Origin of the sequence: Streptomyces sp. NBC_00259 (genome assembly GCF_036181745.1) — a bacterium.
Classification (GTDB): domain Bacteria; phylum Actinomycetota; class Actinomycetes; order Streptomycetales; family Streptomycetaceae; genus Streptomyces; species Streptomyces pratisoli.
Map to the genome: position 1 here is coordinate 3654171 of NZ_CP108080.1, position 14795 is coordinate 3668965.

Sequence of the window (14795 nt, forward strand, 5' to 3'; positions counted from 1 at the left end):
CTTGATTAGTGAAAGGGTGGTGCATGATCGAGTACAGGATCGACCGACGCAGCGGCATCGCCACCTATCTGCAGATCGTTCAGCAGACGAAGCAGGCCCTGCGACTGGGAGTACTGGAGCCCGGCGACCGGCTGCCCACCGCCCGCGAGGTGGTGGAGGCGACCGCCATCAACCCGAACACGGTGCTCAAGGCCTACCGCGAACTGGAGCGCGAAGGGCTCGTCGAGGCCCGGCGCGGCCTCGGCACCTTCGTACGGAGGGGGCTCGGCACCGCCGGAGCCGACTCGCCCCTGCGCGGTGAACTCACCGACTGGGCGCTGCGCGCCCGGGCGGCGGGCCTGGGCCGGGACGACGTGGCGGCGCTCTTCACCGCCGCACTCGACGCGCACTTCGCGGACCACGAGCGGGACCAGCAGGCCGGACCGAACAAGCAGGACAAGCAGATCGAGCCGGACGAGCAGGTACGTAAGCCCGACGAGCAGGTACGTCAGCCGGACGAGCAGGCCGGGCAGAAGCACGAGCAGGGGGACGACACATGAGTGACACCGCCATCGAGGCGGCGGGCCTCGGCAGGAGATTCCGGCGCACCTGGGCACTGCGGGGCTGTTCCTTCCGGCTGCCCGCGGGACGGATCTGCGCCCTCGTCGGCCCCAACGGCGCGGGGAAATCCACCCTGCTGACACTCGCGGCGGGCCTGCTGCGGCCCACCGAGGGCGGCCTGCGGATCCTCGGCACCGACCCCGCGTCCGCGCGCGAGCGGATCGCCTACGTCGGCCAGGACAAGCCGCTCTTCCCCCAGCTCACGGTCGCCGAGACCCTGCGCACGGGCCGCGAACTCAATCCCGGCCACTGGGACGACGCCGTCGCCGAGGAGATCGTGCACGCAGGGGGACTCGACCCGGCCGCCCGCGTCCGCACGCTCTCCGGCGGCCAGCGCACGCGCGTGGCTCTCGCCCTCGCCCTCGGCAAACGCCCCGAACTGCTGCTCCTGGACGAGCCGATGGCCGACCTCGACCCGCTCGGCCGTCACCAGCTCATGGGCAAGCTGATGGCCGATGCCGCCGATCACGGGACCACCGTGGTGATGTCCTCGCACATCCTCTCCGAGCTGGAGAACACCTGCGACTACGTCCTGCTCGTCGCCCACGGCCGCATCCGGCTCGCCGGCGACACCGACGACCTGCTCGCCGCACACACCCTGCTGACGGGCCCGGCCACGGCCGATCTCACCCCGCACACGGTGATCGAGTCCCGCACGACGGGCCGTCAACTGACTGCGCTCATACGCAGGACCGAGCCGGGAGCGGACGTCCCGTCCGGATGGGACGCGGTGGAGCCGACCCTGGAGGAGCTGCTCCTGGCGCACCTGCGCTCCCCGGACGCACCGGCGCTGCTGACCCCGTCAGCCGACCCGACCGCCGGGCCGACCGCCGGCCCGACCGCCGGCCCGACCGCCGAGGGGGCTGCCGTATGAATGAGGAGCGAACGATGACAGAGAACACGACCCTCACGTACGACAGGCCGTCGACCGGCCGCGGAAGCCGCGGCATCGGCCTCCTCAAGGGGCCGGTCCGATCGGTGTGGCTGCTGCACCGCAGGGCGCTGCTGCTCTTCGGCGCCTACCTGGTGCTGTCCGCCGGCTCGCTGGTGTGGCTGCGCTTCATCGCGCCGGGAGAGGAGCTGGGCCCCTGCGGATCGCTCGGGTCGGACCTGCCGCCCTGCGGTCCGCCCCCGCTGGACTCGATGTTCGACTTCGCGGGGAACCTGGGCGCCGTCGCGTTCGCGATCGCGTGGCTGCCTCTGGCGGTGGCCTTCTACGCGGGGGCGGTGCTCGTCGGCGCGGAGCTGGAGCGCGGCACCGCGGGCCTCAGCTGGACACAGTCCGTCACCCCGGGCCGCTGGCTCGCCGCCAAACTGGCCGTCCCCGCCGTGCTGCTCCTCTCCGGCGTCACGGTCCTCTCGCTGCTGTACCGCTGGGTCCGCGGCGCCGGCGCGAAGGCACTGGGCGACCAGTGGTACTTCACCGACGTCTTCCTGGCACTGGGCCCGGCGGTCCTCGCGTACTGCCTGTTCGCTCTCGCCGTCGGCGCGCTCGCCGGACTGCTGGTGCGGCGCGCCCTGCCCGCCGGAGGGCTGGCCTTCGTCGTCACCGCGATCGTGATGCTGTTCGCCGACGGCCGGCGGGACCGGCTGTGGCCGACGGCGGACGTGGTGTGGAGGAATTCACGGGGCGAGCTCCCGAACAGCGCCTTGCAGATGGAGAACGGCCTGGTCGTCGCCGGAAAGCGGGCCGAGCGGTGCTGGGACCCGCAGGTGGCGATGCCGCCCGGCTGTCACTCCGGGTCCGGGATCCGGGAGTGGTACGCCGTCCTCCACCCGTCCTCCCACTTCTGGCCGATCCAGCTGGTCGAGACGGGCATCGTGCTCGCGCTGGCCGCCGCGGCGACGTTCGCGGCCTTCCGGGTCCTGCGCCGGCTGCACGCCTGACGGGCAGGCGACGGGCTCCGGCCTGCGCGGACGTGGTGGACGGGGGTCCCCACGTCCGCGCGGGCGGCCGGGGCCGTCCGTCAGCCACGACCCGGCCCGCCGGGTGCCCCGGGGCGGGCCTCCGGGTACCCACGGCGCGGCGTCCCGCTTGCCCAGGCGTCATGTTCTCGTTACCGGGCATTCAGCGACCCTTGCGACCCTCGGTGAATGCAGCCCGCTGTGCCCCCCGCCCCGCGAAACGGGCGTCCTCTGCCTACCGAGGCCCGCTCCGACGCGCCCGATCACCCCTTCGCGCGGAAGAATGGGTCCATGAGCCAGCAGCCCGCCGAGGTACCGGTCCAGCACGTCCAGCCGTCCGTAGGCTCCATCGCCGCGCACCGGCCCCACACGGTGTCCGCCGCGGTGTCCGACCTGGAGCCCGACATCGACGCCGACCTCGATGCGTACGAGGACGAGACGGAGGGGGCCGAGCTGCCCCAGGGCCGGTTCCTCGACCGTGAGCGCAGCTGGCTCGCCTTCAACGAGCGGGTGCTGGAGCTCGCCGAGGACCCCGCGACACCTCTGCTCGAACGGGCGAACTTCCTCGCGATCTTCGCCTCGAACCTGGACGAGTTCTTCATGGTCCGGGTGGCCGGACTGAAGCGCCGTATCGCGACCGGTGTCGCCACCCGGTCCGCCTCCGGACTGCAGCCTCGCGAGGTCCTGGAACTGATCTGGAACCGCTCGCGGGAACTCATGGCCCGGCACGCCGCCTGCTACCAGCAGGACGTCGCCCCGGCACTCGCCGACGAGGGCATCCACCTCATCCGCTGGCCCGAGCTCACGGAGAAGGAGCAGGCCCGCCTGTTCACCCTCTTCCGCCAGCAGATCTTCCCGGTCCTCACCCCGCTCGCCGTCGACCCGGCCCACCCCTTCCCGTACATCTCGGGCCTCTCGCTGAACCTCGCCGTGGTCGTCCGCAACCCGGTCAGCGGCCACCGCCACTTCGCCCGCGTCAAGGTCCCGCCGCTGCTCTCCCGCTTCCTGGAGGCCTCCCCGCAGCGTTACGTCCCGCTGGAGGACGTCATCGCGGCGCATCTGGAGGAGCTCTTCCCCGGCATGGAGGTGCTCGCGCACCACATGTTCCGGGTGACGAGGAACGAGGACCTCGAGGTCGAGGAGGACGACGCCGAGAACCTGCTCCAGGCCCTGGAGAAGGAGCTGCTGCGCCGCCGCTTCGGCCCGCCGGTGCGCCTGGAGGTCGAGGAGTCCATCGACCCGTACATCCTGGACCTGCTCGTCCGGGAGCTGAAGATCTCCGAGTCCGAGGTCTATCCGCTGCCCGGGCCGCTGGACCTGACCGGACTGTTCGGGATCGTCTCGCAGGACCGGCCCGAGCTGAAGTACCCGAAGTTCGTCGCCGGCACCCACCGCGACCTCGCCGAGGTCGAGTCGGCGTCCGCACCCGACATCTTCGCGGCGCTGCGCGAGCGGGACGTCCTGCTGCACCACCCGTACGACTCGTTCTCGACGTCCGTCCAGGCCTTCCTGGAGCAGGCCGCCGCCGACCCGGACGTCCTCGCGATCAAGCAGACGCTGTACCGGACCTCCGGCAAGTCCCCCATAGTCGACGCGCTGATCGACGCCGCCGAGTCCGGCAAGCAGGTCCTCGTCCTCGTCGAGATCAAGGCCCGTTTCGACGAGCAGGCCAACATCAAGTGGGCGCGCAAGCTGGAGGAGGCGGGCTGCCACGTCGTCTACGGACTGGTCGGCCTGAAGACCCACTGCAAGCTGTCCCTCGTGGTCCGCCAGGAGGGCGAGACCCTGCGCCGCTACTCCCACGTCGGCACCGGCAACTACCACCCGAAGACCGCCCGGCTGTACGAGGACCTCGGTCTGCTCACCGCGGACCCGCAGGTCGGCGCCGACCTCTCCGACCTGTTCAACCGGCTGTCCGGCTACTCGCGCCGCGAGACGTACCGCCGCCTGCTGGTCGCCCCGAAGTCGCTGCGGGACGGTCTGATAGCCCGGATCAACAAGGAAGTCGCCCACCACCACGCGGGCCGCCCCGCGTACGTGCGCATCAAGGTCAACTCGATGGTCGACGAAGCGATCATCGACGCCCTGTACCGCGCGTCGCAGGCCGGTGTGCCCGTGGACATCTGGGTCCGGGGCATCTGCGCGATCCGCCCCGGCGTCACGGGCCTCTCCGAGAACATCCGCGTCCGCTCCATCCTCGGCCGCTTCCTGGAGCACTCCCGGGTCTTCGCCTTCGGCAACGGAGGCGAGCCCGAAGTCTGGCTCGGCAGCGCCGACATGATGCACCGTAACCTCGACCGACGTATCGAGGCGCTCGTCCGGGTCACCGACCCGGCCCACCGCACGGCCCTGACCCGGCTGCTGGAAACCGGCATGTCCGACTCCACGTCGTCCTGGCACCTCGGCCCGGACGGGGAATGGACCCGGCACGCGACGGATCCGGACGGCCAGCCGCTGCGGCACGTACAGGAATCGCTCATTGACGCCCGGAGGCGCCGGCGTGCAAAGCCCTGACCTTCCCCTGGTGCCGCGGGGGGCCGGCGCCGACCAGGTCCTGGCCGGATATCTGCAGGCACGGGCCGGCGACTTCCTCCGCAGTCTGCGGCTGCACGGCGAGAGCGGTGCGGACACGGCGGGCGCGGAGGACGCGGCCCGTTCCCTGCGGCGGGCCGCCCGGCGCATCGGCGGCACCCTCCACACGTTCCGTCCCCTGCTGGACGTGGCCTGGGCGGACCAGCTCCGTACCGAACTCGCCTGGCTCTCCGGCATGCTCGCCGACGAGCACGCGTGCACGGCCCGGCTGGCCCGGCTGCTGGACGCGCTCGCCCGCCTCTCGGGTACGAAGCCGGTGCCCGCGGCGCGGGCCGCGGACGACGAGGCCGCTGCGGAGTCGTCTGTTCCGGCGGGCGGGGCCCTCGGTCCCCGGACGGCCGGACGCGGCGCCCTCACCGTCGGGGCGGCCCGGGCCGGAGCCCTGCTGGAGCGGCAGCTGACGCTCGGACGCACCCGGGCCCACTCCGCGGCGCTGCAGGCGCTCGGGTCCTCACGGTTCCACGCGGTCGCCGACGCCGTCGCGCTGCTGGCCTCCGAGGTGCCGCTCTCCGCGACCACCACCGCGACCACCGCCGCGCCCGGCACCGCGCTCCCGGCTCTGTTCGCGCACGCCGACGTCGCCGAGCGCAGGCTCCTGGAAGCGGTCACGACGCTGCCGCTGGCCCGCGCGGCACACCCGTACAACGCGGAAGCCCTGGTCCACGGCCTGGCCACCGCCTCCGCCGGGGAGGCGCAGGACGCCCCCTGGCACCAGGTGCGCCACCGGCTGCGGCTGCACCGCTACGCCAGGGAAGTGCTGTGCGCCGGCGAGGGCGGCACCGGCCCCGACCCCCGGCTCACCGCCGCGGGCCGCACCCTCGACCGGCACCGGGACGCCGCGGAAGCCGCCGCGGCGGCCGCGGCGGCGGCGCGTACGCCCCGTATCGCCCCGGCGACGGCGTACGCACTCGGGGTCCTCCACGCCGACCAGCGCCATGAGGTCGAGGCCGCCCGCTTCGCCTTCCAGCGGACCTGGCAGGACGTACCCCCCGGGCCGGAGGGCCCCAGAGGAAGACAGACGGTGGCCGCGCCATGAGAACCACTGGAAGCGGCACCGTGCTCGCGGCCGGCTGCGTTCTGTGGCGCCGCGCCCCCCAGGTGGACGACGGCATCGAGATCTGCCTCGTCCACCGCCCCCGGTACGACGACTGGTCGCACCCGAAGGGCAAGCTCAAGCGCGACGAGGACCCGCTGGAGGGGGCCCTGCGCGAGGTCCTGGAGGAGACCGGTCACCACGGCACCCCGGGGCCGGTCCTGCCGACGGTCCACTACCTCGTCGACGGCCGGCCCAAGCAGGTCGACTACTGGGCGGCCGAGGCCGCCTCGCCCGGCGCGTTCGCCGCGGGCAGCGAGGTCGACCGGATCGTCTGGCTGCCGCCGGCCGCGGCCCGCGGCCGGCTCACCGAGCCGCGCGACCGGACCCTTCTCGACGCGCTGATGAAGGCGCTCGACAGGACGCACTGACCCAGGACTCGTTCACGGGCCCGTTCCCCTAGCGGTCACGGGCCCGTTCCCATACCGGCCAGGGGCCCGTTCACGGGCCCGTTCGCACACCGGTTCACGGACCGTTCATGGGCCCGAGGTCACGCGCAGATAAAGGGCGGAACTTCCTTGTCCGGCAGGGTTCACCTTCCGTTCACCACCCTCCGTCGGCGGCTTCACCTGATCTGCCTAATTTCGGGCTTACACGGTGACCGGCACAGAGCCGGGAGCCACCACCCCGACGCACGCCGCCGTGGAACGGTGAGGGCGATCAGAGCCCTCGACCGGGCCGGCGGCTCCTGGAAGGAACACCCGAAAGTGAAGCTTCAGCGCAAGAACGGGCTTCGCGCCACCGCGCTCGGTGCCCTCGTCGTCTCCGGCGCCCTGGTCCTCACGGCGTGCGGCTCGGACGACAACAGCGGAAGCACCGGCGGCTCCGGCGAGAAGACCAGCGCCGCGTCCAACATCAAGTGTGACGGTGCCAAGGGCCAGCTGATGGCGTCCGGCTCCAGCGCGCAGAAGAACGCCATGGACCTGTGGGTCAAGAACTACATGGCCGCGTGCACGGGCGTGGAGATCAACTACAAGTCCTCCTCCTCCGGCGAAGGCATCGTGGCCTTCAACCAGGGTTCGGTCGGCTTCGCCGGCTCGGACTCGGCGCTGAAGCCCGAAGAGGTCGAGGAGTCCAAGAAGATCTGCAAGACCGGCCAGGGCATCAACCTGCCGATGGTCGGTGGCCCGATCGCCATCGGTTACAACCTGCCGGGTGTGGACAAGCTCGTCCTGGACGCCCCCACCATCGCCAAGATCTTCAGCACGAAGATCAAGAAGTGGAACGACGGGGCGATCGCCAAGCTCAACCCGGGCGTCAAGCTCCCGGACACGGCGATCCAGGCCTTCCACCGCTCCGAGGACTCCGGCACCACGCAGAACCTCGGCAAGTACCTCGGCAAGGCCGCCCCGAACGACTGGAAGTTCGAGGCCGAGAAGAAGTGGCCGGCCCCCGGTGGCCAGGCCGCTCAGGGCTCCTCCGGTGTCGCGGCCCAGGTCAAGCAGGTCCCGGGCGCCATCGGCTACTTCGAGCTCTCCTACGCCAAGTCGCAGTCCATCCCGGCGGTCTCCATCGCCACCGGTGCCGCCGCCCCGGCGGAGGCCACGTCCGAGAACGCGTCCAAGGCCATCGCCGCCGCCAAGATCAAGGGCACCGGCAAGGACCTGGCGCTCGACCTCGACTACACCACCAAGGCCGACGGTGCCTACCCGGTCGTCCTGGTGACCTACGAGGTCGTCTGCGACACGGGCAACAAGGCCGACAGCCTGGGCACGGTCAAGTCCTTCCTGACCTACACCGCCTCCGACGAGGGTCAGAAGATCCTCACCGAGGCCGGCTACGCCCCGATCCCGACCGAGATCAACGCCAAGGTCCGCGAGACGGTCAACGGCCTCTCGTAACCCGGCATCCCCGACGGTAAAGGCGGCCGGTCCGGAGCAACATCCCGGACCGGCCTCCCCGCCGTCACCCTCCGGTGCACCGCCGCCAGAGGAACCGCAACCCGCGGATCCTCCAACCCAGACCGGAAAGATCATGGCTTCCACCACACCCATAGAGACACCACCGGCACGTCCGGCCGCCTCTCGTCGCGGCGCCACATCCACCGGCCGCGTGGGCGACAAGGTCTTCCTGGGCCTCTCCCGTGGCTCGGGCATCCTGCTGCTCGTGATCATGGCGTCGATCGCCGTGTTCCTCAGCTACCGCTCAGCGCTCGCGATCTCCAAGGACGAAGGCAACTTCTTCACGACCTTCGACTGGAACCCGGCGGGCAGCCCGCCGGTCTTCGGCATCGCCGTCCTGCTCTTCGGCACGGTCATCAGCTCGATCATCGCGATGGCCATCGCCGTGCCGATCGCCGTCGGCATCGCCCTCTTCATCTCCCACTACGCCCCGCGCAGGCTCGCGGCCCCGCTCGCCTACGTGGTCGACCTGCTGGCCGCCGTGCCCTCGATCATCTACGGCATCTGGGGCGCCCTGTTCCTGGTCCCGTACCTGAACGGGCTGAACCTCTGGCTCGACGAGTACCTGGGCTGGACGTACATCTTCGAGAAGACCGAGGTCGGCGTCGCCCGCTCGCTCTTCACCGTCGGCATCCTGCTCGCGATCATGATCCTTCCGATCGTGACCAGCGTGAGCCGTGAGGTCTTCCTCCAGGTCCCGCGGATGAACGAGGAGGCCGCGCTCGCGCTCGGCGCCACCCGCTGGGAAGTCATCCGCATGTCGGTGCTCCCCTTCGGCCGCTCCGGCGTCATCTCCGCCTCGATGCTCGGCCTCGGCCGCGCGCTCGGCGAGACGATGGCCGTCGCCACCGTGCTCTCCCCGAGCTTCCTGATCTCGCTGCACATCCTGGACCCGGGCGGCGGTACGTTCGCGCAGAACATCGCCGCGAAGTTCGACGAGGCCAACCAGTTCGGCCGGGACGCGCTGATCGCGTCCGGTCTGGTCCTCTTCGTCCTCACCCTGCTGGTCAACGGCGGAGCCCGGCTGATCATCGCGCGCCGCAAGGAGTACTCGGGGGCGAACGCCTGATGAGCGCCGTGCCCACCCGGGAGACGAACCCCGGATCCCCGGCCCGCGCCCCGCAGGCCACCCGCCACCGACGACTTCCCCGCCCCGCGGGCCGAGCCCACGAGAGGAGCGCCTCATGAGCCACGCGACCATCAAGGACACCCGCCCCTCCGGGCAGGCTCCACACCGCAGGAACAGCCTGAGCCGTCGCGGACTGCCGCGCTGGGCCCAGCCCGTCTTCGCGGTCGTGTCCGTCGCGCTCGGCTGCGGCCTCGGCGCCGCCGCCGGCTGGGAGAGCCGCGTCCAGTGGGGCCTCGTCTCGGCCCTGCTGTTCGTCCTCATCGCGTACGTGACCACCTCGATCGTCGAGAACCGGCGCCAGGCCAAGGACCGCCTCGCCACCAGCGTCGTCTGGGTGTGCTTCGTCCTCGCCGTCGTCCCGCTGCTCTCGCTGATCTGGGTCACCGTCAGCCGTGGTGCGAAGGCCTTCGACGGCTACTTCCTCAGCCACTCGATGGCCGGTGTCCCCGGCTTCGAGGCCGGCGGCGGTGTCTACCACGCGCTGATCGGCACCCTGGAGCAGGTCGGTCTCGCGACCGTCATCTCCGTCCCGATCGGCCTGCTGACCGCCGTCTACCTCGTCGAGTACGGCAAGGGCGCGCTGGCCAGGGCAGTGACCTTCTTCGTCGACGTCATGACGGGCATCCCGTCCATCGTCGCCGGCCTCTTCATCCTGTCGATCATGCTGCTGGCCGGGTGGCAGCCGTCCGGATTCATGGGCTCGCTCGCCCTCACGATCCTGATGATCCCGGTCGTGGTCCGGTCCACCGAGGAAATGCTGAAGCTCGTCCCGAACGAGCTGCGCGAGGCGTCCCTCGCACTCGGCGTACCGAAGTGGCGGACGATCATGAAGGTCGTCATCCCGACCGCCGTCGGCGGAATCTCCACCGGTGTGATGCTGGCCATCGCCCGTATCGCCGGTGAGACCGCCCCGATCCTGCTGCTCGTCTTCGGCAGCCAGCTGATCAACACCAACCCGTTCGAAGGCGCCCAGTCGTCGCTCCCCTTCTACATCTGGGAGCAGTACAAGGTCGGCAGCGAGGCGTCGTACGACCGCGCCTGGGCCGCGGCACTCGTGCTGATCGCCTTCGTCATGATCCTCAACCTGGTGGCCCGCGGCATCGCCCGCTGGAAGGCCCCGAAGACCGGCCGCTAAGGCCATCTGGAAGTGATGTGAACCATGGCCAAGCGAATTGACGTCAGCGGCCTGTCGGCCTTCTACGGCTCCCACAAGGCGATCGAGGACATCTCGATGACCGTGGAGCCCCGCTCGGTGACGGCCTTCATCGGCCCCTCCGGCTGCGGCAAGTCCACGTTCCTGCGCACCCTGAACCGGATGCACGAGGTCACCCCCGGTGGCCGCGTCGAGGGCAAGGTGCTCCTGGACGACGAGAACCTGTACGGCTCGCACGTCGACCCGGTCGCGGTGCGCCGCACGGTCGGCATGGTGTTCCAGCGGCCGAACCCGTTCCCGACGATGTCGATCTTCGACAACGTCGCGGCCGGGCTGCGGCTGAACGGCTCGTACCGCAAGAACGAGCTGGCGGACGTCGTCGAGAAGTCCCTCAAGGGCGCGAACCTGTGGAACGAGGTCAAGGACCGCCTCAACAAGCCCGGCTCGGGCCTGTCCGGCGGCCAGCAGCAGCGTCTGTGCATCGCCCGCGCGATCGCGGTCGAGCCGGACGTCCTGCTGATGGACGAGCCCTGCTCCGCGCTGGACCCGATCTCGACGCTCGCGATCGAGGACCTCATCGGTGAGCTGAAGGAGCGCTTCACGATCGTCATCGTGACGCACAACATGCAGCAGGCGGCGCGCGTCTCCGACCGCACGGCGTTCTTCAACCTCTCGGCGGTCGGTCAGCCCGGCAAGCTCATAGAGATCGACGAGACCGAGCGGATCTTCTCCAACCCGTCCGTCCAGGCGACCGAGGACTACATCTCCGGCCGCTTCGGCTGATCGGTCCTCCCCATGGCAGCCCTGCGGTGCTGCATGGCGGTGCCACCGCAAGGCGAAGGGTCGGCCCCCCTCTCGAACGAGAGGGGGGCCGACCCATGTGGTGGTTGAGGAGCAGTCCTGCCGCGGCGGATGGCCGCCGGCGTCGTGATACGGCACCCCGCGTCCCGCGGGCACCACGCCCGGCTCAGCCGAACGCCAGGTTCACGATCCAGAAGCTGAAAGCCGCCACCAGCGCCGCGGCGGGCATCGTGATACCCCATCCCTCGGGGGACGACCCCCGAACCCCCAGCAGCACCACGTCCGACTCAGCCGAACGCCAGATTCACGATCCAGAAGCTGAAGGCGGCCACCAGCGCCGCGGCGGGCATCGTGATGAACCACCCCAGGACGATGTTCTTCGCGACGCCCCACCGCACCGCGTTCACGCGCTTCGTCGCCCCGACACCCATGATCGCGGACGTGATCACATGCGTCGTCGAGATCGGCGCGTGGAACAGGAACGCCGAGCCGAACATGATCGACGCGCCCGTCGTCTCCGCCGCGAAGCCCTGCGGCGGGTCGAGCTCGATGATCTTCCGCCCCAGCGTCCGCATGATGCGCCAGCCACCCGCGTACGTGCCGAGCGACAGCATCACCGCGCAGACGATCTTCACCCACACCGGAATCGGATCGCCGTAGTCCTCGAAATCAGCGATGACCAGGGCCATCACCACGATGCCCATCGTCTTCTGCGCGTCCTGCAGACCATGGCCGAGCGCCATCCCCGCCGCCGACACCGTCTGCGCGATACGGAAGCCGCGCTTCGCCTTCGACGGGCTGGACTTCCGGAAGAGCCACATGATCGCGCACATGACGAGATAGCCCACGCCGAGACCGACTATCGGCGAGACGAACATCGGGATGATGACCTTGTCGACCACCCCGCCCCAGATGACTTCCGTCCCGCCCGCGAGCGCCGCTCCCACCATGCCGCCGAACAGCGCGTGCGAGGACGACGACGGCAGCCCGAAGTACCAGGTGACCAGGTTCCAGATGATCGCGCCGACCAGCGCCGCGAAGAGGATGCCCATACCGCGGTCGCCCTTCGGCGTCTCGATGAGGCCCTCGCTCACGGTCTTGGCGACCCCGCTGCCGAGGAACGCACCGGCGAGGTTCATCACCGCGGCCATCGCCAGCGCGGCGCGCGGCGTCAGCGCCCGGGTCGACACGGACGTCGCGATCGCGTTCGCGGAGTCGTGGAAGCCGTTGGTGTACGTGAAGAAGAGCGCGACCGCGATGGTCACGACCAGCACAAAGGTGTCCACGAAGCTCAGGACTCCTTGACCGCGATGGTCTCCACCGTGTTCGCCACGTGCTCGAAGGCGTCCGCGGCCTCCTCCAGCACATCCACGATCTGCTTGAGCTTCAGCACCTCGATGGCGTCGTACTTACCGTTGAAGAGGTGCGCCAGCAGCTTGCGGTGGATCTGGTCCGCCTGGTTCTCCAGCCGGTTGACCTCGATCCAGTACTCGGTGAGGTTGTCCATGGTCCGCAGGTGCGGCATGGCCTCGGCCGTCAGCTCCGCCGCCCGCGCCAGCACCTCGATCTGCTGCTCGACGCCCTTCGGCAGTTCCTCGACGTTGTAGAGGACGACCAGGTCGACGGCCTCCTCCATGAAGTCCATGATGTCGTCGAGCGACGACGCGAGAGAGTAGATGTCCTCGCGGTCGAAGGGTGTGATGAACGAGGAGTTCAGCTGATGGAAGATCGCGTGGGTAGCGTCGTCCCCGGCGTGCTCCGCTGCCCGCATCCGTTCCGCGATCTCGACCCGGGCGGGACCGTCCGCGCCGAGCAGTTCCATCAGGAGCTTCGAGCCCGTGACGATGTTGTCCGCGGACGCGGCAAACATGTCGTAGAAGCTCGTCTCCCTGGGGGTCAGACGAAATCGCACGTGGGGTCCTCGGGGTGCTGGGTTTCGGTCAGGCCGATGCTAGGCGCATCGTCCGGCCACGGCTAACCGGCGTCCCTCAGTGTCGCCCATCGAACACGGTGATCAGCACGGGGCCCTGCCCGAACCATCAGGGATCGGTACCATATACCCACGAGGGGTATACCGGACAGGTCTGCGGGAGGACGCGATGACGACCACGGAAACGGCCGGCGGACTTCCGGTCACGACCCAGGACGAGCCCGGTCACGACGAGCCCGGTCACGACCAGGGCGTGCACGGCTACCACAAGCAGAAGGACGAGCACCTCAAGCGGCTGCGCCGGATCGAGGGCCAGATCCGCGGGCTGCAGCGCATGGTCGACGAGGACACGTACTGCATCGACATACTCACGCAGGTATCCGCCTCCACCAAGGCGCTGCAGTCCTTCGCGCTGCAGCTCCTGGAGGAGCATCTGCGCCACTGCGTCGCCGACGCCGCGCTCAAGGGCGGGGACGAGATCGACGCGAAGGTCGAGGAAGCGACGAAGGCCATCGCCCGCCTGCTGCGTACATGACCGTCGTCAATCGACGTCGATCGGCGTCGATGGGCGTCAATCGGCGTCGGACGTGCCCACGTGCACGTTGAGCACCTCGTCGATACGGTCCGGGCTGAGCCGCTCCCCGTCCGCGGCCGACGCCGCGATCATCAACTCACCGCACAGCTCGATCTCGGCGAGGGCCAGGTGGTCCTGGACTGTCGGCGTACTGGCGGGAGCCACGTGCGTTCACCTCTTCCGGCCGGTGTCGACTTCCTAGCGTAGGGAGCGGGATACGCACCGCGCATGGCACGTCCGGACCATTTACCGACAGTGCGTTGCCTACATTCGGACCCTGCCCGCGTAGATGTCGGCGGGGTCGGGAAGCCGTACGTCGACAGGACTGCCGAAGCCGTACAGCAGCGTCGTGGACGCGACGTCGACCGTACGCCCCTGGTTGGCGAAGCTGAACTGATGCCGCACCTTGCGCAGCCGCCCCTCGCTGTCGAGATACGCGTCGAACGGCACCGCGTCCTCGGCGAACCCCTTCGCCGCGGCCGACAGCGCACCGCGGGCCTGCGGCGACGCGGCCTTCGCGGCATGCGCGATGTCCGTGGTGCCGCGGTAGTGCGCGACCCGCACCCCGGCGAGCTCCTCATGGCCGACGAACGCCGCGCTGCGCACCCCGCGCAGCAGCTCGGCGGCCGCGGCCGGGTCGGTCGCGCCGCCGGTGACCAGATTGCCGTCCGTCAGCGTCGTCGTATCGACCCTGACCCACTTGTCCGGCGGTACGCCCGCGCCGCGGTCCTTCATATACAGCGCCCCGGGCGCGAGCAGCTCGGTGATCGGCTGGTGCCCGCTGGTGCCGGCCGGATCCTTCGGCAGCACGACGCGCAGCCGGCCCATGGCCCGGCGGAAGTCGTATCCGCCCTCGCCGCGGATGGTGACCCGGGTACCGCCGGCGGCCGTCTCCATGGCGGTGCGCGCCCTGGCCGTACCCGCATCGACCAGGGCGTCGACGGCATGCCGTACGACGAGGACGGGATCCGCGGAGGGGCGGGCATCGGCGACGGCGTCCCCACCGTTCGAACACCCCGCGGTCGCGGCCACACCCACCACGGCGGCAACGGCACACGCGCCGCGCCCGAGCCAGTGCTGCTGCACCACCATCGCCTGTCAACCCCCAACACGCTCG

General features: G+C 70.2%; 14 protein-coding genes and 1 pseudogene. 11 read left to right on the forward strand and 4 right to left on the reverse strand.

Features of this window, described 5'->3' with window-relative positions:
* Positions 1-23 precede the first annotated feature (23 nt).
* The 10 genes and pseudogenes from OG766_RS16320 to pstB all read left to right on the forward strand — a co-directional run.
* Positions 24-413 (forward strand): annotated as a pseudogene (locus tag OG766_RS16320) (GntR family transcriptional regulator); the annotation flags it as partial.
* 122 nt (positions 414-535) lie between these two features.
* Positions 536-1474 (forward strand): ATP-binding cassette domain-containing protein, encoded by a 939-nt coding sequence (locus tag OG766_RS16325; RefSeq protein ID WP_328725649.1) that lies wholly within the window; start codon positions 536-538, stop codon positions 1472-1474.
* Positions 1475-1488: 14 nt separating this feature from the next.
* Complete coding sequence (locus OG766_RS16330; RefSeq protein ID WP_328725650.1) at positions 1489-2487, forward strand: ABC transporter permease; 999 nt, start codon at positions 1489-1491, stop codon at positions 2485-2487.
* 309 nt (positions 2488-2796) lie between these two features.
* Positions 2797-5019: an RNA degradosome polyphosphate kinase gene (locus OG766_RS16335; RefSeq protein ID WP_266379736.1), complete on the forward strand. Its 2223-nt coding sequence runs from the start codon at positions 2797-2799 to the stop codon at positions 5017-5019.
* The gene (locus tag OG766_RS16340) at positions 5006-6133 is read left to right on the forward strand and encodes a CHAD domain-containing protein (protein ID WP_266379738.1); all 1128 of its coding nucleotides are present in this window, start codon (positions 5006-5008) and stop codon (positions 6131-6133) included. The genes OG766_RS16335 and OG766_RS16340 overlap by 14 nt, the downstream gene beginning before the upstream one ends.
* The gene (locus OG766_RS16345) at positions 6130-6561 is read left to right on the forward strand and encodes an NUDIX hydrolase (protein ID WP_266379740.1); all 432 of its coding nucleotides are present in this window, start codon (positions 6130-6132) and stop codon (positions 6559-6561) included. Before OG766_RS16340 ends, OG766_RS16345 begins: the two co-directional genes overlap by 4 nt.
* Positions 6562-6897: 336 nt before the next feature.
* Entirely contained in the window at positions 6898-8031 is a 1134-nt protein-coding gene (pstS, locus tag OG766_RS16350) for a phosphate ABC transporter substrate-binding protein PstS (RefSeq protein ID WP_266379742.1), read from the forward strand.
* Positions 8032-8164: 133 nt separating this feature from the next.
* Positions 8165-9160: a phosphate ABC transporter permease subunit PstC gene (gene pstC / locus OG766_RS16355; protein ID WP_266379745.1), complete on the forward strand. Its 996-nt coding sequence runs from the start codon at positions 8165-8167 to the stop codon at positions 9158-9160.
* 115 nt (positions 9161-9275) lie between these two features.
* Positions 9276-10355 carry a phosphate ABC transporter permease PstA gene (gene pstA, locus OG766_RS16360; protein ID WP_266379748.1) on the forward strand — a complete coding sequence of 360 codons (1080 nt, stop codon included), beginning with the start codon at positions 9276-9278 and terminating at the stop codon, positions 10353-10355.
* Between the two features lie 24 nt (positions 10356-10379).
* Complete coding sequence (gene pstB, locus OG766_RS16365) at positions 10380-11156, forward strand: phosphate ABC transporter ATP-binding protein PstB (protein WP_266379751.1); 777 nt, start codon at positions 10380-10382, stop codon at positions 11154-11156.
* A 305-nt stretch (positions 11157-11461) separates the two neighbouring features.
* Here pstB and OG766_RS16370 read toward each other — a convergent pair whose 3' ends face one another.
* Together OG766_RS16370 and OG766_RS16375 are read right to left on the reverse strand one after the other, a co-directional pair.
* Entirely contained in the window at positions 11462-12460 is a 999-nt protein-coding gene (locus OG766_RS16370) for an inorganic phosphate transporter (protein WP_328725651.1), read from the reverse strand.
* 5 nt (positions 12461-12465) lie between these two features.
* A complete protein-coding gene (locus OG766_RS16375; protein WP_266379756.1) occupies positions 12466-13086 on the reverse strand; it encodes a DUF47 domain-containing protein in 621 nt (206 codons plus the stop codon).
* Between the two features lie 187 nt (positions 13087-13273).
* On the opposite strand from OG766_RS16375, the gene OG766_RS16380 reads away from it, so the two are divergent.
* Positions 13274-13639: a metal-sensitive transcriptional regulator gene (locus OG766_RS16380; protein WP_328725652.1), complete on the forward strand. Its 366-nt coding sequence runs from the start codon at positions 13274-13276 to the stop codon at positions 13637-13639.
* Between the two features lie 36 nt (positions 13640-13675).
* Here OG766_RS16380 and OG766_RS16385 read toward each other — a convergent pair whose 3' ends face one another.
* Together OG766_RS16385 and OG766_RS16390 are read right to left on the reverse strand one after the other, a co-directional pair.
* Positions 13676-13843: a hypothetical protein gene (locus tag OG766_RS16385; protein WP_266379761.1), complete on the reverse strand. Its 168-nt coding sequence runs from the start codon at positions 13841-13843 to the stop codon at positions 13676-13678.
* Between the two features lie 99 nt (positions 13844-13942).
* Positions 13943-14770 carry a hypothetical protein gene (locus tag OG766_RS16390; RefSeq protein WP_266379764.1) on the reverse strand — a complete coding sequence of 276 codons (828 nt, stop codon included), beginning with the start codon at positions 14768-14770 and terminating at the stop codon, positions 13943-13945.
* Positions 14771-14795 lie beyond the last annotated feature (25 nt).

What these genes read in the sequence shown, in the direction of transcription:
- OG766_RS16325 (WP_328725649.1), top strand. Translation starts at nt 536, where the DNA reads ATGAGTGACACCGCCATCGAGGCGGCGGGCCTCGGCAGGAGATTCCGG.
- OG766_RS16330 (WP_328725650.1), top strand. Translation starts at nt 1,489, where the DNA reads ATGACAGAGAACACGACCCTCACGTACGACAGGCCGTCGACCGGCCGC.
- OG766_RS16335 (WP_266379736.1), top strand. Translation starts at nt 2,797, where the DNA reads ATGAGCCAGCAGCCCGCCGAGGTACCGGTCCAGCACGTCCAGCCGTCC.
- OG766_RS16345 (WP_266379740.1), top strand. Translation starts at nt 6,130, where the DNA reads ATGAGAACCACTGGAAGCGGCACCGTGCTCGCGGCCGGCTGCGTTCTG.
- pstC (WP_266379745.1), top strand. Translation starts at nt 8,165, where the DNA reads ATGGCTTCCACCACACCCATAGAGACACCACCGGCACGTCCGGCCGCC.
- pstA (WP_266379748.1), top strand. Translation starts at nt 9,276, where the DNA reads ATGAGCCACGCGACCATCAAGGACACCCGCCCCTCCGGGCAGGCTCCA.
- pstB (WP_266379751.1), top strand. Translation starts at nt 10,380, where the DNA reads ATGGCCAAGCGAATTGACGTCAGCGGCCTGTCGGCCTTCTACGGCTCC.
- OG766_RS16380 (WP_328725652.1), top strand. Translation starts at nt 13,274, where the DNA reads ATGACGACCACGGAAACGGCCGGCGGACTTCCGGTCACGACCCAGGAC.
- OG766_RS16390 (WP_266379764.1), bottom strand. Translation starts at nt 14,770, where the DNA reads ATGGTGGTGCAGCAGCACTGGCTCGGGCGCGGCGCGTGTGCCGTTGCC.